Source organism: Vibrio sp. 10N.261.46.E11 (genome assembly GCF_041472735.1).
In the GTDB taxonomy this organism is placed as follows: Bacteria; Pseudomonadota; Gammaproteobacteria; order Enterobacterales; family Vibrionaceae; genus Vibrio.
Map to the genome: position 1 here is coordinate 1 of NZ_JBFRQW010000010.1, position 21,590 is coordinate 21,590.

General features: G+C 42.7%; 18 protein-coding genes. 6 read left to right on the top strand and 12 right to left on the bottom strand.

Annotated elements, in window-relative coordinates; all coding sequences use genetic code 11:
• The first annotated feature begins 52 nt into the window (after positions 1 to 52).
• Positions 53 to 3,619 carry a VWA domain-containing protein gene (locus tag AB4407_RS03975; protein ID WP_372118871.1) on the top strand — a complete coding sequence of 1,189 codons (3,567 nt, stop codon included), beginning with the start codon at positions 53 to 55 and terminating at the stop codon, positions 3,617 to 3,619.
• Positions 3,620 to 3,712: 93 nt separating this feature from the next.
• Here AB4407_RS03975 and AB4407_RS03980 read toward each other — a convergent pair whose 3' ends face one another.
• Complete coding sequence (locus tag AB4407_RS03980; RefSeq protein WP_372118874.1) at positions 3,713 to 4,906, bottom strand: class I SAM-dependent methyltransferase; 1,194 nt, start codon at positions 4,904 to 4,906, stop codon at positions 3,713 to 3,715.
• 129 nt (positions 4,907 to 5,035) lie between these two features.
• Positions 5,036 to 6,439, bottom strand: coding sequence for a methyl-accepting chemotaxis protein (locus AB4407_RS03985; RefSeq protein WP_304569285.1), 1,404 nt, complete (start codon positions 6,437 to 6,439; stop codon positions 5,036 to 5,038).
• 88 nt (positions 6,440 to 6,527) lie between these two features.
• On the opposite strand from AB4407_RS03985, the gene yccX reads away from it, so the two are divergent.
• Positions 6,528 to 6,815: an acylphosphatase gene (gene yccX, locus AB4407_RS03990; RefSeq protein ID WP_372118877.1), complete on the top strand. Its 288-nt coding sequence runs from the start codon at positions 6,528 to 6,530 to the stop codon at positions 6,813 to 6,815.
• A 54-nt stretch (positions 6,816 to 6,869) separates the two neighbouring features.
• Here the strand turns inward: yccX and AB4407_RS03995 are convergent, their stop codons facing one another.
• The 6 genes from AB4407_RS03995 to AB4407_RS04020 form a co-directional block, all read right to left on the bottom strand.
• Positions 6,870 to 7,199: a TusE/DsrC/DsvC family sulfur relay protein gene (locus AB4407_RS03995; protein WP_029225525.1), complete on the bottom strand. Its 330-nt coding sequence runs from the start codon at positions 7,197 to 7,199 to the stop codon at positions 6,870 to 6,872.
• A gap of 159 nt (positions 7,200 to 7,358) precedes the next feature.
• Positions 7,359 to 8,024 (bottom strand): Bax inhibitor-1/YccA family protein, encoded by a 666-nt coding sequence (locus tag AB4407_RS04000; protein ID WP_372118880.1) that lies wholly within the window; start codon positions 8,022 to 8,024, stop codon positions 7,359 to 7,361.
• A gap of 295 nt (positions 8,025 to 8,319) precedes the next feature.
• A complete protein-coding gene (locus AB4407_RS04005) occupies positions 8,320 to 9,084 on the bottom strand; it encodes an amino acid ABC transporter ATP-binding protein (protein ID WP_017059704.1) in 765 nt (254 codons plus the stop codon).
• Between the two features lie 22 nt (positions 9,085 to 9,106).
• Positions 9,107 to 10,204, bottom strand: coding sequence for an amino acid ABC transporter permease (locus AB4407_RS04010; protein ID WP_048660774.1), 1,098 nt, complete (start codon positions 10,202 to 10,204; stop codon positions 9,107 to 9,109).
• Position 10,205: 1 nt separating this feature from the next.
• Positions 10,206 to 11,411: an amino acid ABC transporter permease gene (locus tag AB4407_RS04015; protein ID WP_372118885.1), complete on the bottom strand. Its 1,206-nt coding sequence runs from the start codon at positions 11,409 to 11,411 to the stop codon at positions 10,206 to 10,208.
• A gap of 71 nt (positions 11,412 to 11,482) precedes the next feature.
• Positions 11,483 to 12,511 carry an amino acid ABC transporter substrate-binding protein gene (locus AB4407_RS04020; protein ID WP_372118887.1) on the bottom strand — a complete coding sequence of 343 codons (1,029 nt, stop codon included), beginning with the start codon at positions 12,509 to 12,511 and terminating at the stop codon, positions 11,483 to 11,485.
• 480 nt (positions 12,512 to 12,991) lie between these two features.
• Here AB4407_RS04020 and AB4407_RS04025 point away from each other — a divergent pair, with 480 nt between their 5' ends.
• Positions 12,992 to 13,933, top strand: coding sequence for an NAD(P)-dependent oxidoreductase (locus AB4407_RS04025; protein ID WP_372118890.1), 942 nt, complete (start codon positions 12,992 to 12,994; stop codon positions 13,931 to 13,933).
• Positions 13,934 to 14,101: 168 nt separating this feature from the next.
• Here the strand turns inward: AB4407_RS04025 and AB4407_RS04030 are convergent, their stop codons facing one another.
• Together AB4407_RS04030 and AB4407_RS04035 are read right to left on the bottom strand one after the other, a co-directional pair.
• Positions 14,102 to 14,584 carry a YajQ family cyclic di-GMP-binding protein gene (locus AB4407_RS04030; RefSeq protein ID WP_017630035.1) on the bottom strand — a complete coding sequence of 161 codons (483 nt, stop codon included), beginning with the start codon at positions 14,582 to 14,584 and terminating at the stop codon, positions 14,102 to 14,104.
• Between the two features lie 12 nt (positions 14,585 to 14,596).
• Complete coding sequence (locus AB4407_RS04035; RefSeq protein WP_132761929.1) at positions 14,597 to 15,655, bottom strand: 3-deoxy-7-phosphoheptulonate synthase; 1,059 nt, start codon at positions 15,653 to 15,655, stop codon at positions 14,597 to 14,599.
• Positions 15,656 to 15,862: 207 nt separating this feature from the next.
• Here AB4407_RS04035 and AB4407_RS04040 point away from each other — a divergent pair, with 207 nt between their 5' ends.
• Positions 15,863 to 16,750 carry a putative PEP-binding protein gene (locus tag AB4407_RS04040; protein WP_372118894.1) on the top strand — a complete coding sequence of 296 codons (888 nt, stop codon included), beginning with the start codon at positions 15,863 to 15,865 and terminating at the stop codon, positions 16,748 to 16,750.
• Between the two features lie 164 nt (positions 16,751 to 16,914).
• Complete coding sequence (locus tag AB4407_RS04045; protein ID WP_017630032.1) at positions 16,915 to 17,400, top strand: PaaI family thioesterase; 486 nt, start codon at positions 16,915 to 16,917, stop codon at positions 17,398 to 17,400.
• A gap of 76 nt (positions 17,401 to 17,476) precedes the next feature.
• On the opposite strand, the gene AB4407_RS04050 is transcribed toward AB4407_RS04045, so the two are convergent.
• Entirely contained in the window at positions 17,477 to 18,832 is a 1,356-nt protein-coding gene (locus AB4407_RS04050) for a hypothetical protein (RefSeq protein WP_061017884.1), read from the bottom strand.
• A 28-nt stretch (positions 18,833 to 18,860) separates the two neighbouring features.
• Here AB4407_RS04050 and AB4407_RS04055 point away from each other — a divergent pair, with 28 nt between their 5' ends.
• Positions 18,861 to 19,769 (top strand): S1 RNA-binding domain-containing protein, encoded by a 909-nt coding sequence (locus tag AB4407_RS04055; RefSeq protein ID WP_080967362.1) that lies wholly within the window; start codon positions 18,861 to 18,863, stop codon positions 19,767 to 19,769.
• Positions 19,770 to 20,104: 335 nt separating this feature from the next.
• Here AB4407_RS04055 and rsmF read toward each other — a convergent pair whose 3' ends face one another.
• Positions 20,105 to 21,526: a 16S rRNA (cytosine(1407)-C(5))-methyltransferase RsmF gene (gene rsmF, locus AB4407_RS04060; RefSeq protein ID WP_372118899.1), complete on the bottom strand. Its 1,422-nt coding sequence runs from the start codon at positions 21,524 to 21,526 to the stop codon at positions 20,105 to 20,107.
• Between the last annotated feature and the right edge of the window lie 64 nt (positions 21,527 to 21,590).

A 21,590-nucleotide genomic window follows, 5' to 3' on the forward strand; every position in this document is an offset into this window, starting at 1 on the left:
GCTGACCATCAAAGATGACGACGTAACAATCAAAGTCCACGATGCTGTGCCTGTGAATGAAGGTGATAAAGCATCCTTTAAAGTGACATTAAATGAAGCTTCGTCTGAAAAACAGTATGTTAAATTTGAAGCGACAACGAATGGTTACGATACCGAGTCGGATGATATTGATCCAAACAGCTTAACTTACGAATACAAAGATGCTCAGGGTGTATTCCAGGTTGCTAATGTAGTAAACGGTTTCGTAGAAATCCCAGCGGGTATTACCGAACTTCGTGTAACGGTGCAAACCGTGCAAGATGATAAATTTGAATGGACCGAGCGTTTTGGGCTACATATTGTTGATACAAAATCTCAGGTAGGTGGAACTTCAAGTATTGATGAAGCGAATTCTGATCTGAAAGGTCAGGGTACAATTAAGTTAGATCATACAGATAACCCTACGCTTACATTGACGAATGCTAATACTGTTGATGAAGGAAACACTGCTGTATTTGATGGGCATCTGTCGAAGGTGTCTGAAGCGTCGATTGAGATGAAAGTCGAGTTTGAATTTTCTAATGGCGTTGGCAAAGCAAACCTTGAGGATTTAGCCGCGGACATTAGTAAACCGTTTGCTGGGGTTACAGTCACTTATGTTTCTGGCGGAGTGATTAAGACTATTTCGGTAAATGAAGTGGATGGCACATTCACGCTTCCTGCGAAAGTTACGGATTTCAAAGTTAATGTAGATACAGTAAATGATAACCGTTTCGAAACATCAGAAGACTTTGGGATTAAGTTGAGTGAGATACCTTTCCAATCTTCAACTGATGCTAGTAAGGATGTAATCATTAATAGTGGTCAGCTCGGGGTTTCAGCTACGGGTTCTATAAATGAAGACGCTGCTGATAAACCAACTGTAAATGTTGCCAATGCTCGTTCGGTAATTGAGGGTGGGACCTTAGAGTATAGCGTTTTACTTACTGGTTCTTCTGATGTAGACGTAACATACTCAATAAACCTCCCTAATAGTAGTGATGTTAGAAAATCAGACATTTCGTTTACTAATGGCGTCACATTGAGCGCAGATGGACAATCTATTGTCGTGCCTAAAGGCGTATATTACTTTAAAGTTATCGTTCCGACATTAGATGACGTTCTTGTAGAAAATACTGAAAATTATACGATTACTATTGGCAGAGACACTGGCACAGGTTTTATACTCGATAATGAAGTTGCACCTGTAATCAAAAACCAATCAGTTAGCGTTTCAGAAGAAGGCCTAAACGGTGGTATCACTGATACTATTGGGTTACCTACTGACTCTACGGATGGTCACTCTATACAAGGTAATCTTGTTATTACTGACGCTAATAACAACTTGTCTGACACTGTGTTTAGTGAAACAAGCTCAATCAACATTACAACATCGACCGGTCAGCCTTTGACATCAGAAGGGCATACTATTGATTGGGCGGTATCGCCTGATGGTCATGCACTTACTGGTACTGCTAACGGAAAAGTTGTTATTGAAGTAACATTGGATAGAAATGGCCACTACGACATACAATTGAAAGCTCCGGTAGATCACCCCAATACTAATGGCGAAGACAATCTAGTCATTCAGATCCCGGTCATTGCTAAAGACACTTCGGGGCTTAAGAGTTCAGGGGGGCAAATTACGGTTTCGATTGAAGATGATCAGCCTGTTGCAACAGCTATTGATGTGCTAGTTACCCCAGAAACAAAATCAGATACGAATATTCAGTTAGTCATAGATGTATCAGGATCAATGGGCTATGACTCTGGTGTGTCGGGTAAATCTCGTTTAGATATTTTAAAAGAGTCAGTTGCTAAGATGCTGTTGCAATATGACACTCTTGGCGATGTAAAAGTGCAAATCGTAACGTTTACTGGGGACGCGTCACTCATACGTGATGGCAGTAAATCTTGGTTCTCTGTTAGTGAGGCGATAACAGAAATCAATAAGCTAAAACCTCAGAATAATACCGATTATGATGATGCTTTACGTAAAGCCCGCACTTCATGGGACCACGATGAAGATAGTAGATTACCTGATGCGAATAATGTCAGTTACTTTATTTCAGACGGAGTCCCAAATAGAAATGACAGAATTGATGCTAATGAGGCGAAGGCTTGGACCGACCACTTAAATGATAATGGTATTACTTCTCAAGCTATAGGTATCACCGGAGGGAGTGTTGATAAGGGACAAATTAATTTGGTTTCTCACGATGGTTTCACCGGAACTGATTCATCAGCAATTGTCATTGATAAACCGAGTCAATTAACAGATATATTGACGCAACCAGTAATCCAAGCCGTCAGCGGTTCATTGGTGTCTAATGGTGGTTTTGGTGCTGATGGTGGTTACGTTAGCCAGTTAGTTATTGATGGTGTTACTTTCAATTTTGATGGCTCAACTATCAGTTCTACAGGACAGAACTCTAAGATTAGCTTTACCAAAGATGAGTCAACAAACGAGTTAAAAGTTACGGTCGATGGCAAGTACACTTTGAGTATCGATATGGATACGGGTTCTTACAAGTTTGGTGGCAAACCACAAGCTAGACCTGAAACCGTAGACTTCGATTACACATTAAAAGATGGTGATGGCGATACAAGCAGTAGTAACATTTCATTTGATGTTATGGGTTCAAAAGGCAGCGTAGATGTGTCATCTACAGGCAAGATGATTGATTCTGTTAAAGTCCTTCATGATAATTTGAGTTGGATAGGGTCACCCGCAGTTACCAATGGACAAGCGGGTTACAACAAAATTGTAGACAATGTTGATATCAATAAAGGTGTTTCAATCAATGTTGGTGATGCTGGCGACGCCGTTTGGACTGGCCAGGGCGACGATGTGATTTATCTTGGTGATAGTCATGCTGTCTTGGACCAAAATACTGGGCAAGCGTCTAACCAAGATGCAATAAACACTTATATTAAAGATGTTTTCACTCAAGGCAGTGACTCGACCGTAATACTTAACCCTAATCAAGGTGAAGATAGTGAAATAGCTGCAACTAGAAATAGTACAGCGAACTTGGATGTTGCTCATGGTGGCGGTGGTAGTGACTATATCTACGGAGAAGGTGGCTCAGATGTTATATTTGGCGGGTCAGGCGATGACGTCATTAATGGCGGTGAAGGTACCGATGGCTTAAGAGGCGGAACAGGCAATGATACACTTAAGGGTGGAGCTGGTGATGATATTCTTATCGGTGGTCTTGGTAACGACATATTAACTGGCGGCAGTGATGACGACATCTTTAAGTTTGTGGATCAGGACACGACTAGTTCTCAGGTCGATATTAGAGATGGTGAAAGAGATGTTATTACTGACTTCACAAGAGGGCAGGATAAGATCGATTTATCTGAAATACTTCACACTGATGGGAACGATACTGTTCAGAGTTTACTAGACAATAATCAAATAGGAGTTGTCGAGAGTAACGGTGATTTAACTGTTACAATCTCTGACGCAGGGACTTCGGCTGGTGAAAATAGTCAACAAATTGTTCTTGAAGGAGCTGCTGGCCAGTACGCTGGTCTATCTGAGAGCGCAATCCTAGGTGACTTACTGAAGATATACGATACAACAAGTAACTAAACAAAAAGGGCCGAAAGGCCCTTTTTTATATCTTAATTTAGTAAAGTAATCGCTCTTAAGAAGACCTTACATTGAAGTTATAACACGCTACGGTTACAACACTTTACAGGCAAAACCTTTTAGGTAGAAACCTTCTGGGTACGCTGTATCTGTTAGGTGGTCAGCGGCTTGCTCGAAGCGCTCGACAAATTTTACTGTTCTACCTGCGTCTAGTGCAGCGTCAGCGATGATTTTTTGGAATAAATCAGTACCCATCAAGCCAGAGCAAGAGTAGGTAAGTAGAGTGCCACCAGGATTTAGGATTTGCATTGCAAGCATGTTCACGTCTTTGTAGCCATTAGCACCTGAAGTTAAGTTGTTTTTACTTGAAACAAACTTCGGCGGATCCATGATAACAACATCAAACTTAGTGCCTTGATCTCGGTATTCGCGAAGTAGTTTGAATACATCTGCGTTTAGGAATACCGCACGTTTTTTTGAGATATCAAACTCATTGAGTTCAGCGTTGAACTTAGCTGTATCAAGAGCTAATTGAGACACATCTGCGTTGATTACACGTTTTGCGTCGCCTTTCAGTGCGTAAAGACCAAAGCCGCCAGTGTATGAGAAACAGTTAAGCACATCTTTGCCTTTAACATACTTCATTGATTCTTTACGGCTATCACGTTGGTCCATGTAGAAGCCAGTTTTGTGGCCGTCCATGATGTTTACGCTGATTTTGACGCCGTTTTCTTCAATGACGATAGATTTTGGTGGCTCTTCACCGTGAAGTACACCAACAACTTGTTCTAGGCCTTCTTTTTTACGGACCGCTACGTCTGAACGCTCGTAAATATTGCAGTCTGGGAAGCATTCAATTAAAGCTTCAATCAATACGCTCTTATTGAATTCAGCGCCCGCACTTAGAAGTTGGCAAACTAGGAAGTCTTGATATTTGTCGATAGTGATACCCGGTAGGCCATCAGACTCTGCTGCGGTAAGGCGGTAGCCGGTTAAACCATCACGCTCAATGATGTCTTCACGCAGTGATTGCGCGTCTTGAATTCGTTTTACGAAGAACGCTTTGTTGATCTCTTCTTTTTCAAATGTCCAAACACGAGCTCGAATTTGAGATTCTGGAGAATAAGCCGCTTTTGCAAGCCATTGACCATTCTGAGCATATACGTCTACAGTTTCACCTTGTTGTGGTTCGCCTTCGACCTTATCGATACCGCGTGAAAATACCCAAGGGTGTTTACGGCGTAGTGATTTATCTCGGCCTTTAGCTAGATGAATTGAAGGAGTCATAATTTACTCTGTTTGTTGAATTTGAAGGAGAGGTATTGTCGGGGAAGTACAAGGGAAAAGCAAATAAGAAAGGGCTGCAAAAGCAGCCCTTGTATTGAACAATCATTAGATGATGGCTAGATATCAGTATTAAGCTTTAAGACCTGTCAGCAAACCTTCCATCGTATCGCTTTGCTTACGAAGTTGGTCAACGTTAGAGTTACTCTTACTGATCATCTCGCAGATGCCGTCTGATTGATGACGAATCTCTTCAACACTTTGTGCAATGTTATCCGCAACGACACCTTGCTCTTCTGCAGCAGTAGCAATTTGAGTACTACTATCAGAAATAGACTGGTTTTTCTCAGCTAAAGAACCGATTTCAACGTTCACTTCCGACATCAGTGTTTGGCCTTCATTAGCATTGCTCACTGTCACTTCCATCAGTTTTGTTAACGACTGGCTGTTACGTTGTAATGATTCTATCATGCTCTGAATTTCAACTGTCGCTTGTTGAGTTCGTCCTGCAAGGGCGCGAACTTCATCAGCAACAACTGCAAAACCACGGCCTTGTTCTCCAGCTCGAGCAGCTTCAATCGCAGCGTTTAGTGCTAACAGGTTAGTTTGTTCAGAGATACCATTGATGGTTGCTACTACTTCATCGATCTGCGCCGCATTAGCATCGAGTTCTTCTACTGCTTGCGAAGCTGATTGGATCTCTTGGGATAAGCTAGAGATCGATTCCAAAGTATTAGAAACCTTAACTTGACCACTTTGCGCGACACCGCGAGCGTCCATCGTTTGAGTGCTCGAATCATGGGCAAGGGTAGCGACTTCGCGAATCGTTGCTGCCATTTGTTCAGTGGCGCTCGCGAGGCTATTCAAATGCTCTTGTTGATTACTTGAGATATTTGAACTCTGTTGCGTTGATTGGTTTAAATCCGAACTGATCTGCTGCATGAGTGCAACAGACTCTTGGATTGAGAGAACCATGTTCTGCTCACGCTCCGCTACCTTATCGATAGTAATAGCAATTTCACTGAACTCATCGCGAACTAAAAAGTAGTTCATACGACAAGTTAAATCACCACTCGCAAGTGTGCTGAGAGCTTTGTTCATTGAGAACATAGCACCACCGATGAAAGTCATGATGTAGTAAACACCCAGAGCTATAAGCGTGAGAGTTACCGCAATAATCGAAACCTGAGTAGTAGATAGAGCTGACCATAAGTTTTGGTCATGGCTTGCGACTAAACTGAAGGCGCCATTCATGACAGAAACAGATCCTGCACCATATCCTAAAGAGATGGTTTCAGAATTACTAATGAGTTGAGACACCTGATCTTTAGTGAGTTGTCCAGCTTCAATCAGTCCTTTCATCAGGTGTAATTCATCCTGGTAAAGGTGAGCAAGTAAAGAGTCCGCGGCACTATCTAAAACTAGAGTCAGTATAACTAGGGCGATAAGAGGTAATAAGAATAGTAGATAGAACTTTTCTTGGATTTTTAGGTGAATGAGATATTTGTCAATCCAACGAAACGGGATTTCTTTCATAATTGTAATACTCGAAGTAAGCCCACCAATAAATGGTGAATGAATAGAATCGCAACTGTATCATCCATATAATTTATGAGGCAACGTTATGGATACTCTGCAGTATATTTTTGTCGTGTCAGGCGTAGTTCAGTGTGTTGGATTTCGTTATCACACCAGTAGGCAGGCGCAGGATTTGGGCATTTCCGGCTATGCAAAGAACCTAAATGATGATCGAGTTGAAGTGTTAGCGGTCGGAGAGGTGCTGAAACTTGAGAAGTTACACGCTTGGCTTAATCTTGGACCACCGAGCGCAACAGTAGACAATGTCGTCATGCATCAAGTTAAAGATCATGAGCGGCAGGACGTACGTGTAGGGGAGTTTAAAATACTGTAGGACACTACAGTATTTAACTTTTTACGTTGAGATCAACCTAGCGCTATTTTAGTTCTACAAGCATTTTGCTGGTTTAGGTAAACCGGCGAGCTTGGTTGCTTGTTTGGCAGGGCCTTTTTTGAATAATTTGAAAAGGTACTTACTGTTGCCTTTTTCTGGACCGTGAGCTTTTTCCATTGCTTTCACGAGCATGCGAACCGCTGGTGAGGTGTTGAACTCTTCGTAAAAGCTTCTTACAAAATGTACGACTTCTAAGTGTGCATCAGTAAGTTCAATTTCCTCATCTTGAGCAAGAATTTCAATCATACCTTCTTCCCATTGAGTGTAATCCAACAGATAACCTTGAGCGTCGGTTTCGATTTGCTTGCCGTTATATTCAAACATGTTTAATCCAGAGTCCAATTAACTATCCGGATAGAGTACATGACCAAGTTTATCTTTCTCAACAGAAATTGTAGCTATCTCAAAAAATATTGCACTTATGGATAAAAAAAGCCCAAGAGATAGGCTCTTGGGCTAGATATGATTCAGTGATGGAAGCGATTAGTCGTCGTTACCCATAATGCCTAAGATGCTTAGTAGGCTGATGAAGATGTTGTAGATAGAAACATACAAGCTAATCGTTGCAGAGATGTAGTTCGTTTCACCACCACGAATGATGCTTTGCGTTGTTAGCAAGATTACACCAGTCGAGAATAGGATAAACATACCGCTCATTGCCAATGATAGTAGAGGCATCTGTAGGAAGATATTTGCAACCATACCTACAAGCAGTACTACAAAACCAGCTAATAGCATGCCGTTAAGGAACGACAGGTCACGCTTAGTTGTTAGCGCGTAAGCTGATGCGCCCATAAACGCCAGTGCTGTACCGCCAAGTGCAGTTAGGATTACATCACCCATGCCTGCGCCAACGTACATATTAAGAATTGGACCAATGGTGTAGCCTAAGAAACCTGTAAATAGGAATGTGAAGACTAGACCCATGCTGTTGTCACGGTTCTTCTCTGTTAGGAAAAGTAGGCCGTAGAAGCCAACAAGCATGATAATAAGACCCGGGCGAGGAAGGTTCATCGCCATGGATACGCCTGCTACAACAGCAGACCAAAGTAGTGTCATAGACAGTAATGCGTAGGTGTTACGCAACACTTTATTGGTTTGCAGAGCACTTTCTTGAGATGCTGTGCGTGAAAACATAGGGCTGTTCATAATCTTCCTCGTAAGGTGACTTCACTAGTTATTAGTACATTTATGGGGGTGAAAGTTCGAAAAATCAAGTCTTTCATTCCTCCTGTATACGTAAAATAATAATCAAAATAGTCGGTTAAGTGTTTCTGAAGGTGTAACAAAGTGTTTCTTTAGGCTGTAATTAAGTACAGCTAAAATACGATCTTCAACCTTTAGTCGTCATAGCCAGTTATTTAGAACTTTAGAAAACCATCTATAACCTTGAAAAATAAAGAGGCGACCTAAGCCGCCTCTATAGTTTATGCATCATAACACATTAATGGTGTAATATTTGACTTAAGAAGTTCTGCGTTCTGTCTGATTGTGGGTTTTCAAAGAAGTCGACAGGGTTGTTCTCTTCTATGATTTCACCGGCATCCATGAAGATAACGCGATCTGCTACCTCTTTAGCAAAGCCCATCTCGTGCGTCACACAAAGCATTGTCATGCCTTCTTCCGCTAGCTCAACCATTACGTCTAATACTTCACGAACCATTTCTGGATCGAGTGCCGACGTTGGCTCATCAAACAGCATCACTTGAGGGTTCATACACAAAGAGCGAGCGATAGCTACACGCTGTTGTTGACCACCTGAAAGTTGACCTGGGAACTTGTCTGCTTGCTCAGGAATTTTCACACGCTCTAGGTATTTCATCGCAATCGCTTCAGCTTCTTCCTTCGGCATCTTTTTGACCCAGATAGGGGCCAAAGTACAGTTCTCTAATACCGTCAGATGCGGAAACAGATTGAAGTGCTGGAAACACATGCCTACATCTCGGCGAACGGCTTCGATGTTCTTGAGATCTTCCGTCAATTCATTACCTGAAACAAAGATATGACCTTTTTGGTGCTCTTCTAATCGGTTGATACAGCGGATCATCGTTGATTTACCTGAGCCGGAAGGGCCACAGATAACGATTTTCTCGCCTTTTTTAACTTCTAGGTTGATGTTCTTAAGTACGTGGAATTCACCGTACCATTTGTTCATGTCCTTCAACTCGATCATAAGACCTTGAGAGTTGTTTTCTGTCTGCTGCGTCATAATACGTCCTTGATCTTGTTAATTATCGTTTGTGACCGGTGTGAAGTCTGTTTTCTAGCCATATCGAATATCTCGACATGCCAAAACAGAACACCCAGAACACTAACGCGACAAATACATAACTTTCTGTTGAATACCCAAGCCATTCAGGGTCGGTATTCGCGGCTTGGCCAATTCCTAACACATCAAACATACCAATAATCAAAACAAGACTGGTATCTTTGAACAAACCAATGAAGGTGTTCACAATTGAAGGAATCGTGATTTTAAGAGCTTGAGGAAGAATGATAAGCCCTGTCTTTTTCCAGTAGCTTAGTCCCAGAGCATCAGCCGCTTCGTATTGGCCTTTTGGTATTGCTTGTAAACCACCACGAATTACTTCTGCCATGTAGGCTGCACTGAATAGTACTACCCCAACAAGGGCTCTAATCAGCTTATCGGTTTCTGTTCCTTCTGATAAAAAGAGCGGGAGCATAACTGAGGCCATGAATAGAACGGTAATGAGCGGTACGCCACGCCAAATTTCGATGTATACGGTACACATACTACGAATGATCGGCATCTCTGAACGACGCCCAAGCGCAAGTGCAACACCAATAGGGAGTGATACTACAATACCAACAAGTGCGATGATCAGTGTGACCAGTAGACCACCCCATTTATGGGTATCGACAACTTCTAACCCAAAGACACCACCGTATAGCAAGCCAGCAATGATAAATGGGTAGATGTTTACGAAGAACAACCAGATCCACGTACGTTTAGGTGTTTTTTCGTAGGCCAGTAAGGCTACAAAAATGGCTAACGTTGCGTAGAAGAGGCGAGGTCGCCACAGTTCAGCTTCTGGGTAGAAGCCATACATGAATTGCTCCCAACGAACGCTAATAAAGACCCAACAAGCGCCTTCGCTAGTGCAGGCATCGCGTGTGGTTCCTATCCAGTCGGCACTGATGAATGCCCAATCCGCTACTGCCCATATAAGGGTAAAAGCAAAGTAAGCAAGAACCACAGTGACGACGCTGTTAATTGGTCCATTAAATAGATTTTTTCTTAACCAACCGACTGGCCCAACGGTATTCGCTGGAGGCGGAAGATCAGGTTGAAATTGATGTGTACTCATCTTATCTCTCCACCAACGCTACTTTGCGGTTGTATATGTTCATTAGAGCAGATGTTAATAGGCTCAAGGTCAGGTAGACGCCCATTGTCATCGCGATTACTTCGATAGCTTGTCCAGTTTGGTTTAATGTTGTTCCTGCAAATACAGAGACAAGATCAGGGTAACCAATGGCCATCGCAAGTGATGAGTTTTTGGTCAGGTTTAGGTACTGACTGGTTAGTGGTGGGATAATAATTCTTAATGCCTGTGGGATAATGACAAGCTTAAGGGTTCTAGATCGTGGGATTCCTAGAGACATAGCAGCCTCTGTTTGCCCATGGTTTACGGCGTTAATACCTGAACGAACAATCTCGGCAATGAACGCTGCTGTGTAGATACTTAAAGCAAGCATCAATGCTGCCAATTCAGGAATGATGCTGATACCACCTTTGAAGTTAAACCCTTTCAGAACAGGGTACTCTGCAGAGATAGGCATACCCATAACAAAGTAAGTCACCAACGGTAAGCCTAAAATCAACGCTGCAGCAATTCGAAACATCGGTGTTTGTTGGCCGGTAAGTTTCTGTTTGTTACTAGCCCAGATGTTGATAACAAAAGTAGCGATGATACCGACAATCAATGATGCGACGACAATGCTACTGCCTTGTTCTAACACTGGAGCAGGGAAGTACAAACCTCGTACGTTCAAGAAGATAGCTTCACCTAGGCTCATACTCTGACGAGCGGAAGGCAATGCTTGTAGAACGGCGAAATACCAAAAAAATATTTGTAGAAGAAGAGGGATATTTCGGAATATCTCAATGTAGACAGCTGCAAATCGGCTAACTAGCCAGTTTGAAGATAGCCTAGCGATACCCATACTAAAGCCCAGTACTGTGGCTAACATAATGCCTAATACTGAAACTAAAGCGGTATTGAGAAGACCGATAAAGAATGTACGACCGTATGAGAAGGTCTCGTCGTATTCAATCAGTGTTAAGCCGATACCGAAACCAGCTTCTTGGGAGAGAAAATCAAAACCAGTGGCGATACCACGGGAATCTAAGTTTGTGAGAGCATTATTTACAATAGTGTAAAAGAAAGCACAAAGCGCCGCGACGGCGAGAATTTGGAAAACAATTGAGCGAAAAGTGGGGTTGTAAAAAAGGTTGGCACTTTTGGGCTGTGGTTTTTCTTGAGTTGGAGAAATAGTTTCATTAGGTTTCATACTGCTATAACCTCAAATCCATTTAATAAATAGGGCGGAAAAGTCCGCCCTAATTGATGCTTGTAAATTTATTAACGGATTGGTGGAGCGTACATAAAGCCGCCCGCATTCCATAGTGCGTTTACGCCACGAGAGATCTGTAGTGGTGAACCTGTACCAACAGTACGTTCGAAGCTCTCACCGTAGTTACCAACTTGTTTAATGACTTGGTAACCCCAATCGTCACGAATACCTAGGCCTTTACCTTTAGGACCGTCAACGCCAAGAATACGCTTGATGTTTGGATCTTTTGACTTAAGCATTTCATCAGCGTTCTTAGAAGAGATGCCGTACTCTTCCGCGTTAATCATCGCTGAAAGTGTCCATTTAGCTACGTTGAACCATTTGTCATCATCTTGACGAACAACAGGACCTAGTGGTTCTTTAGAGATGATTTCAGGAAGTACTTGCGCAGATTTAGGATCAGCAAGATTTAAGCGAAGTGCATATAGACCAGATTGGTCAGTTGTAAGAACATCACAACGACCCGCGTCGAAACCTTTTGATGTTTGTGCTGCCGTATCAAATACCACTGGCTTGTAAGACATGCCACTGTTACGGAAGTAATCGGCTAGGTTAAGTTCAGTCGTTGTACCTGATTGAACACACACTGAAGCGCCATCTAGTTCTTGAGCACTTGTTAGACCAAGTTCTTTCTTAACCATGAAGCCTTGACCATCGTAGTAGTTAACGCCTACGAAATTCAAACCTAGAGCTGTGTCACGATGTAGCGTCCATGTTGTGTTACGAGATAGTACGTCTATTTCACCAGATTGAAGCGCGGTAAAACGCTCTTTTGCTGTTAGCGGTACATACTTAACTTTAGTCTTGTCACCGAATACAGCCGCTGCAAGAGCTTGACAATACTCAACATCAATTCCTTCCCATTCACCTTTTGAGTTAGGGTTAGAGAACCCTGGAAGACCTGTACTTACACCACAAGTTAGAAAACCTTGAGATGTGACTTTGTCCAGAGTGCTTTCTGCCGCTGATGCTGATGTTGCCATCATCGCAGTTGATGCAGCTACTACTGAAGCAAGAAGTGTTAGTTTATTTGTCATTTGTATCCTTCCTTGTTAACCAGGTGACACCTGATACTCATACTCTTTTGAGTGTCTCTTGTGTGTTGCGTTGTCTATGACCTTGTTGCTTAAATTAAGCAAGTTGCATTTTGCAAATGAAACCGTGTGCGATTTAAACAACTGTTTATAAGGTTAGGAAAGGATCCGTAGTTTCACAAATGTATAATTTAAAAAGAATTTTGAATGAAATCACAAATCCGAACACAATTAGAATGACCAAATGTTAACTGAATGTAAATAGTGCAGCGGTTCACACTGTTGGTGCAACGAGATTTAGGTTTTTACATTGATGGCAGACTAGGTAAATATTCTGAATGAGAGTTGCATTGCTGGCGTATTAGCCTTAAAAAAGATTGAAATTTGGTCAATAAATATTTTTATTACACTTGGATAGTTATGAATATGCTCCAAATTTGGTAGCATGGCTGAATAGTTATTGAAGTCACCTCAAGGAAGAACATGCGTTATTTCCCAATGTTTTTGGATGTAGAGAATAAGCCAATTCTAGTGGTTGGTGGGGGCGAGGTTGCTTGCCGAAAAGTCGACAGTTTACTACGAGCTGGAGCTAATGTAACTTTGATTTCTCCTAAGGTCGCACCTTACTTAAAAGAGCTAGCCGATGAAGACAAACTTCGTTGGGTTCAAAATTTTTACTCGTCACAGCTTATCTCGAAAAACTACTTACAAGTGTGGGCAACGACCGACAACCCAAACCTAAATCATCAAGTACATAATGATGCAAAAAAAATGGGTATTCTTGTCAATGTGGTCGATGACTTACCCTATTGTGACTTCATCACACCCTCAATGATAAATCGCGGACGAATCCAAATAGCGATCTCAAGTGGGGGAGCATCACCTGTTTTGGTGAGAAATATTAGAGAAAAACTCGAAACGGTATTGCCACAAAATATAGGTTTGATAGCAGATTTCGGTGCATCAAAACGCAATTCGATCAAAGAGTCATTCCCAACCGTCGACGAGCGTCGTAAGTTCTGGGAGCACTTCTTGTCATCTAGCTTTATTGAGCAGATAACAGATAGAGAGCAGTTAGAGTCTTATTATCAACAAGCGCTAACACAAGGCATTGATAGCGAAGGGCAGGTAACTTGGATTGAGTTCGAGCAAGATATAGAGCTGTTACCAATGAAGGCTTTACGTTTAATGCAGGAAGCGGAACTGGTTCTTGCTCCGAGTGATTGCCCATTCGAGTTTATAGACTTGTGTCGCCGAGATGCGGAAAGGGAAAACTATGCGAATAGTGGAGAACTGTCTACCAAGCTCGAGAAAGCAAGAGCAGAGAGCTTGCGTGTCTGTGTGTTTATTCCACCAGCGAGTGTTGAGTTCAATTTACTGGTAGGCAAAGACCTGAAGCTTTCTTCAGCCAAGGTGTTGAGCTAAAAGACAGAGATGCTAGTTGTCTTCAAGCTGACGCCTAATGCGCTAGTAACAACGCCTAGATAAATAAAAAGCCACTTCCGATAAAGAAGTGGCTTTTTGCTATTTTAAATGCCGCATTAAACTGATTAGTAAGCAGCGAACAAGTGCCGCTGCACGTAGCCAGATTAATTAGTCGCGGAAGTTATCAAACTGGAAAGGTTGACCAAGTTCACCGTTGCGAACCAGTGCCATAACCGCTTGTAGGTCGTCACGCTTCTTACCTGTAACACGAACTTTTTCGCCTTGGATAGCCGCTTGAACCTTAACTTTGTTGTCTTTGATTAGCTTAACGATTTTCTTAGCAACATCGGTTTCGATGCCTTGCTTGAAGATAACCGTTTGGTGCCAAGTGCGACCTGTTTGGTCTGCAGCCTTCGCTTCCATCGCGTTAGGATCAACATTACGCTTTGTTAGGTTGCTACGAAGGATATCGCGCATTTGCTTCAGTTGGAAATCGTCTTGAGCAGTCAGTTTTACCGACTCATCTTTGTAGTCGAAGCTTGCATCAACGCCGCGGAAATCGAAACGAGTCGATAGTTCACGGTTAGCATTGTCTACAGCGTTGCGTAGTTCTACTGATTCTACTTCAGAGATAATGTCAAATGATGGCATTGTGTTATGTCCTTAAGCTAAGTTTCTATCTTTAATTGCAGTTGCAAGCATGTCTAGCATAGTTGCAGTATCTTCCCAGCTTAGGCATGGGTCAGTAATAGACTTGCCGTATTCTAGGTTGTTGATGTCGGTCATTGGCTGGTTGCCTTCTTTAATGAAGCTTTCTGCCATGATGCCTGCAATTTGATTCTTGTTAGATTTGATCTGGTCACAAATGTCTTGTGCAACTTCTAACTGCTTACGGTGCTGTTTCTGACAGTTAGCGTGGCTAAAGTCTACAACCAAACGTTGAGGCAGGTCGAATTCAGCAAGTTGCTTACATGCAATATCTACTGATTCAGCGTCGAAGTTAGGACCCTTATCACCACCACGTAGAATAACGTGACCGTATGGGTTACCAGAAGTACGGTAAACCGTCATGCGGCCGTTTTTGTCTGGAGAGTAGAAGTAGTGTGAAGCATGCGCAGCACGAATAGCATCGATAGCGATCTTGATGTTGCCGTTAGTCGCGTTTTTGAAGCCAACTGGGCAAGAAAGAGCAGAAGCCATTTCACGGTGAATCTGAGATTCTGTTGTACGAGCGCCGATTGCGCCCCAAGTGATAAGGTCTGCAATGTACTGACCTGTGATCATATCAAGGAATTCAGTCGCTGTTGCTAGGCCAAGTTTGTTGATGTCTAGCAGAAGCTTACGCGCTTTGTTCAAGCCCGTTTCAAGTGCGTATGAACCATCAAGGTTTGGATCGGTAATCAAACCCTTCCAACCTACAACCGTACGAGGCTTCTCGAAGTAGGTTCTCATTACCACGAACAATTCATCTTTGTACTGGTCTTGAATCTGGCTTAGGCGCTCAGCGTAATCAAGTGCCGCATCTGTATCGTGAACAGAGCAAGGGCCTACGATAACTAATAGGCGGTTATCACGACCAGTTAGGATGTCTTCGATTTGGCGGCGAGAATTTTTAATGCGCTCAGCAACGTCGTCAGTAATAGGGTGTGCATTGCCTAGTTCGGCAGGAGTTGGCATAGGACCCAGAGCTTGGGTTCTCAACTCATCAGTTTTTAATGGCATGTGATAGCTTTTTTATTCTATTGCGAAGTGGTTAAGATAACGGAATTGAACAGAGGAATAAACTCTATTGAGTCAAAGTTATCTCAGTTATTGCTAATATTCTTATTTTTATCAGCAGGCCAGCGTCAAATAAGGGATTTTCACTTGTATTAACAGGCAGCTATCGGTATTTTCGTTTGAACACAACATAAAAATGCTGGAGCAGCAATGACTCAAGAAAATCAAAGCACTTTGCACCCAGAACTTGTTTTAGGTGATGTGCTGCCTTCTTACAACGATAATAATAATTCCAACCACTTATACGTTTCATTATCTGAATTGGTCATGGATCGTGTCTTCTATCATCCAAGTATTGAAAGTCATTTAGAAACACTGACTGATATCGAAAAAACCTCTTTAGATGCGATCCTTGGTGATAAAACAGTCGATGAACATTTTGTTTCAACCTTGGTTATTGCCATCCAAGCAGCCGTTCAGCCAAACCACGCCACTGTTCGTATTGCGTTAAGTAGTGCTGATAGCTATGGCTTCCGTTCGTTACTTGGTGGTAACTGTGAAGCCGAAGAGATAAACCCGGCCTTAGGTGTTCGTGGGGTTGCGCGCTATGCGACATCCGAGTACAGCAAGGCTTTCGCTTTAGAGTGTCAGGTGATTAAGGCATTACGTGAGCAAGGCATCAACGTTGAAGTGGTTGTGCCTTACGTTCGTGCGTTAAGCGACGCTGCGAAGATCATTGACCTGCTAGCAGAGCAAGGTTTACCACGCGGTCTGAATGGTTTGAAAGTGCTGTTCTCGTGTGATGTGCCGTCTGCAGTGCTACTGAGTGAACGTCTACTGCATTACTTTGATGGTGTTGTGGTAAACGTTGATAGCTTAGCATCTTTCACTTTAGGTGTAGATAAGGACAATGAAGCTCAGCAACACGCTTTTGATCCGCAAAATGAAGCGGTGATTACTTTACTGGATATGATTGTTAAAGCGACACTGCATGCGAAGAAGCCAGTATTGCTAGTTACGCAAGGTCTAGTCGATTACCCACGTCTACAAGGTTACATTGCTGACCTTGAAGGTGTTGAAACGGTCGTGACTGCATAAATCGGCTTGCTGTTTAAGTTAAATCAACTTGCTTGAAGCGCTAAAGCTTTGAGAATGAAAGAGATATCATTATGCGATGATATCTCTTTTTTGTAACATTTTTTTGACATCCCTATCGCTAATCGATTAACTGGTCTGATGACTGATTTGACTAGGTAATCCGAATGTTGACCCCTCTACAAAAAGCAAATTTCTACTTGAGCATGTTTGGTTTTTTCAAAGTGCCTCTGATCTGGCTGTGCAGGCCAAAATTGCTCGCACTGGATAACCAACATGTTGAGGTCAAAATCCCTCTTAAAAGACGAACGAAGAACCATCTTAATAGCATGTACTTTGGCGTATTGGCTGTGGGTGCTGATGTGGCGGGGGGCTTTCTTGCGATGAGCAAATCTCAGCAGCAAGGTGAAAAGATTTCGTTGGCATTTAAAGAGGTGACGGGTAACTTCTTAAAGCGTCCAGAAGGCGATGTGCATTTCACTTGTCACGACGGTGAGTTGATCAACACTATGCTTGCAGAAACCATGTCCACTGGGGAGCGAGTGAATCAACCCGTAACTATTATCGCGACTTGCCCATCTTTGCATGGCGACGAGCCGATGGCCGAGTTCACGCTAACGCTTTCGATTAAGAAAGTCCCGTCTCGAAAATAGTTTGAAAGTAAAAGGTAACCGTTGAATTAGTGACAAGAACGGTATGTGAATTGAATATCCACATACCGTAACAAGATTAAGATTCTTGAGTGATTTGCTCGATGTCGACGATCTTTGAACGGTTCATCACGATTTTCCAACGGTAATAGGTCGGTTCGTTATCGTGATTATTTTCTTTAATGATCAGGTTGAGTAAGTGGCGCTTTTCTACTGATTCACGGCTGACTTGCCCTTCATTCAAGCGATATACCTTATTTGAACCCTTATCCATTAATCGTGTCAGCGCTCTTAAGCTGATGGATAAAGTTTCACGGGTCTCTTCATAACCACTCATGAACGTCGATGTCGACATCTCAGTATGAGAGCGATAATGCAAGATCTGCTCTTCACGTTGCACTACACGCTTCTTACGAATTGATTGAATACGATCTGCTAACTTGGAGAAATTCGCATAGTCCAACCATTCAAGCTTATGGCCGACAGACTTATTGGTCGTTGGGTCATAGTAACGACGCTTCCATTTCGGCTTGCCTTTACGCAGCCAGCGCCAAAGGATGTCTCTCAAGTCATCTTTGAAGATTTCACGCAACGCATAGATAAATGACATCGACACGATGAAAGAGGCCGTAATTTCGCCCAAGAAATCACGGGCCAAAATGACGGTTGTCGTCACCACCACCATAACTAAGCCAGTCGCGATACCTTTAACGGCACGTTTGACGTTTTTACCCATGGAGGTGGTCTTCTCCTTGAGTACGATAGGGTGTTCTATCAAACGTCGCAGTAGTCTCATCTTATTACTCAGACGGGTGACGTCTTCACGTACCTTAGCTGAGTTGTAGCGATTAAGTTTTCGATGGGCTGTCTCTTTTTCACAAAGCGTCAAGAGGCGCTCTTTTATCGTCGAGTATTCGCTGCCACGTGGCATATGTGATACCAAAGATAAGAACTTTTGCTCCGTATACCAAGAAAGGTAATTATCGATATTGGCATAATAGCGCTTTAGGTTTTCTTCATAAGGAATACTACGACGAAGCTTCTTCAAGATGTCTAACGCGAGCTCAATGACTTCATCAACCTCATCAGCTGTTACGTCGTCACTATCAGTTTTATTCAAGCTGTTTACTGCTTTATCTAAAGCAATAACATATTGGTAGGCGAACAAACTCAAACTGACACGATACTGTGTTGTCGATAAGCGTCCACGTTTTGCCAAGCGGCTATGTACTAGTGGTAATAGTGTCTTGTCACTATAGTAAGCGCGCTTTTGAGTAATTGAGCTGTAGAAGAAGGCACTTTCAGAAAGTACTTCAGGAGTCAGTCCGAGTTCACCGGGAATGAATAGATAAACGTCCATGTCGAGCTTTTTGGTCTTCGCCATCGCATGGTTAATTTTAAGTGTTATCGCATCTTGTTTGTCAACGGTGATCAACGATGTCTCCTAGAATGTAAAAATATGAATGAAACTAGCGAAAGCATATCAGAGATCACGTATAATCTCCGCCAAATTTAAAGTAGAGACAATCTTGATGATTAATATTGGTCAAATAAACAACCTAGAAGTAGTAAAACAAGCAGACTTCGGTGTATTCCTTGACGCGAGCGACTATGGAACCGTGTTGCTGCCGAAACGATTTACTCCTGAAGGTGTTGAAATTGGTCAAAAGCTAGATGTTTTCTTATACATTGATTCTGACAACCAGATCGCTGCCACAACTGAAAAACCAATCGCTCAAGTAGGGCAGTTTGGCTTGATGACGGTTGAAGGTGTTAACAGCACTGGTGCATTCATGAGCTGGGGCGTAAAAGGTAAAGACCTATTGGTTCCTTTCAGCGAGCAACGTGGCCGTTTAAACGAAGGTCAGTCAATCTTAGTATATGTATATATTGATAAAGCATCTAGCCGCATTGTAGGTACAACAAAGTTCAACAAGTGGTTAGACAACACGCCTGCGACTTATAAGCAAAACGAGCAAGTGGATCTTATCATCGCTGAACGTAGCCAATTGGGTTACAAAGCAATCGTGAATGGTGAGCACTGGGGCATGATTTTCCCATCTGACATCATCGGTAAGCTGTTCATCGGTAAAACTCTGAAAGGCTACATTAAAAATGTTCGTGAAGAAGACGGTAAGATTGATCTGTCTCTTCAGAAGATTGGTGTGGCTAAGATGGATGATCTAAGCACTAAGATTCTAGATTTGCTTGAAAAGAAAGGTGGCTTCTTGCCATTGAATGACAAATCTTCACCGGATGCGATTTTCTCTGCATTCAGAACCAGTAAAGGTACGTTCAAAAAGACCATTGGTGGTTTGTACAAGTCTGGCAAAATTTCGATCGACAAAGAAGGCATTCGCTTAACCAAATAAGCGAGTCTGTCGGTTAAAAAGAAGCCCAAACCTTCCTGTTTGGGCTTAGGGGAAAGGGCTCCGAAGAGCCTACGCTAATCTTTGTAATTGTTTATCTAATAGAATGAAGTCTAGTTTAATTTTTCTGATATGCGATTTTTGATAACGTAAATAGTGACTTGAATTGATATTTTTGTAATTAATCGTTGATTCATCAACCTTTTTATTTGCGTTGACTGAGTTAGTCTCCCCAAAAAACAGATTGAATGGAAAAAGCCCAAACAACCTGCGTTGTTTGGGCTTTTTGTTTATTCGTCTGTATCGCTTTGTTCAGGGATAGAGCATGTGCTACGAAGCTAGAACAGGTTCTTATCGCGGACGAGTTCACGTGGTAAACCGTTCTTAACTCGGTTACCAACCCATTTACCAAGGCCAATGATCGCGCCGTTGTATTTAACCAGCACTTCGCCTTTACCTGATAAGCCTTCAGGGCGAACGTCACGTCCCATGAACCACTCACGAGCGTCTTGGATGCTCAGGTCTACAATGTTGGCTTCATTGCCTGTGGCTAGCGTCGTTGCCACTTGGTGTTGCCAGCGGTAACCCTTTTTATGAGTTTCTGCGATCTTGATGCCCATTCGAGAGAAACGGAACTCACCGATCATAGGTTCTAGCGCTTCCGGGAATAGCCAAACGTCTTTGTCACGAATCCAAACTTGAGTATCACTTGGGAGTTCGATATCTAACGCAGTTGAAAGTTGTTCTGCCACTTCTTGTTGTGCTTTTTTCGATGCTTTCTCGAATGGAAACTTACCTAAACGTTTTTTCACTTCTGGTGGAGTAACCGATGCTAGCTTGCGAATACGTGCAACGAAGAAGCCTTCTGAATCATACACTTGTGGGAAAATGTGTAGAAAGCCTTCTTCTGTCGTGGTTGCTTTAGCATTGTCGAATAAGTTTTCCAAAGACTCGAACTCAACCGCATCACCAAAGGTCTCTTTTAGGTGATGACATACTTGTTGGTTCTCTTCCGTGCTTAACGTACAGGTTGAGTAAACCAGCACGCCGTTAGGTTTGAGAGCATGAAAAGCACTTTCGATCAGATCTTCTTGAGTGTCAGCAATATCGACTACAGATTGATACGTCCAGTTCTTCATCGCATCAGCGTCTTTGCGAATCGTACCTTCACCAGAGCAGGGCGCGTCTAGCAGCACAGCATCAAACTGTTCTGGTAACCACCCACCGAAAACTCGACCATCAAAGTTACTGAGTGCGGCATTACGCACGCCACAGCGCTCTATGTTGGCATGAAGAACTTTCACACGGCTTGCTGCGTATTCATTGGCAACCAATACGCCGCGATTATTCATTAGCGCCGCGATTTGTGTTGTTTTAGAACCGGGTGCAGCCGCCGTGTCTAACACCGCTTGGTAATCAGCTTCGCCTTGGAAAAGTGCCGAAGGTGGCATCATCGAGCTGGCTTCTTGGATGTAGAAAAGACCAGACATGTGTTCTGCCGTATTACCTAGTGGCGCTTCACTTTCGTCCGCTGTAATCCAAAAACCCGTTTCGCACCAAGGTACAGGTTCCAGTTCCCAGCCTTTCTCTTTTGCTCGCAGTAAGAAGTCTTCAACACTGATTTTCAATGTGTTGACTCGAATACTTTTACGAAGTGGTTTTTGGCATGACGCGACAAAAGAAGCCATATCTAGATGACTAGGCATGATTGCTTCGATGTGCGTTAGGAATTCTTCAGGAATATATACGTTAGCGTGCAAAAGAGTATCTCGATTTATTGCATTAATGCGGGGAGTTTAAAGCAAAATGAGGCCGTCCTAAACC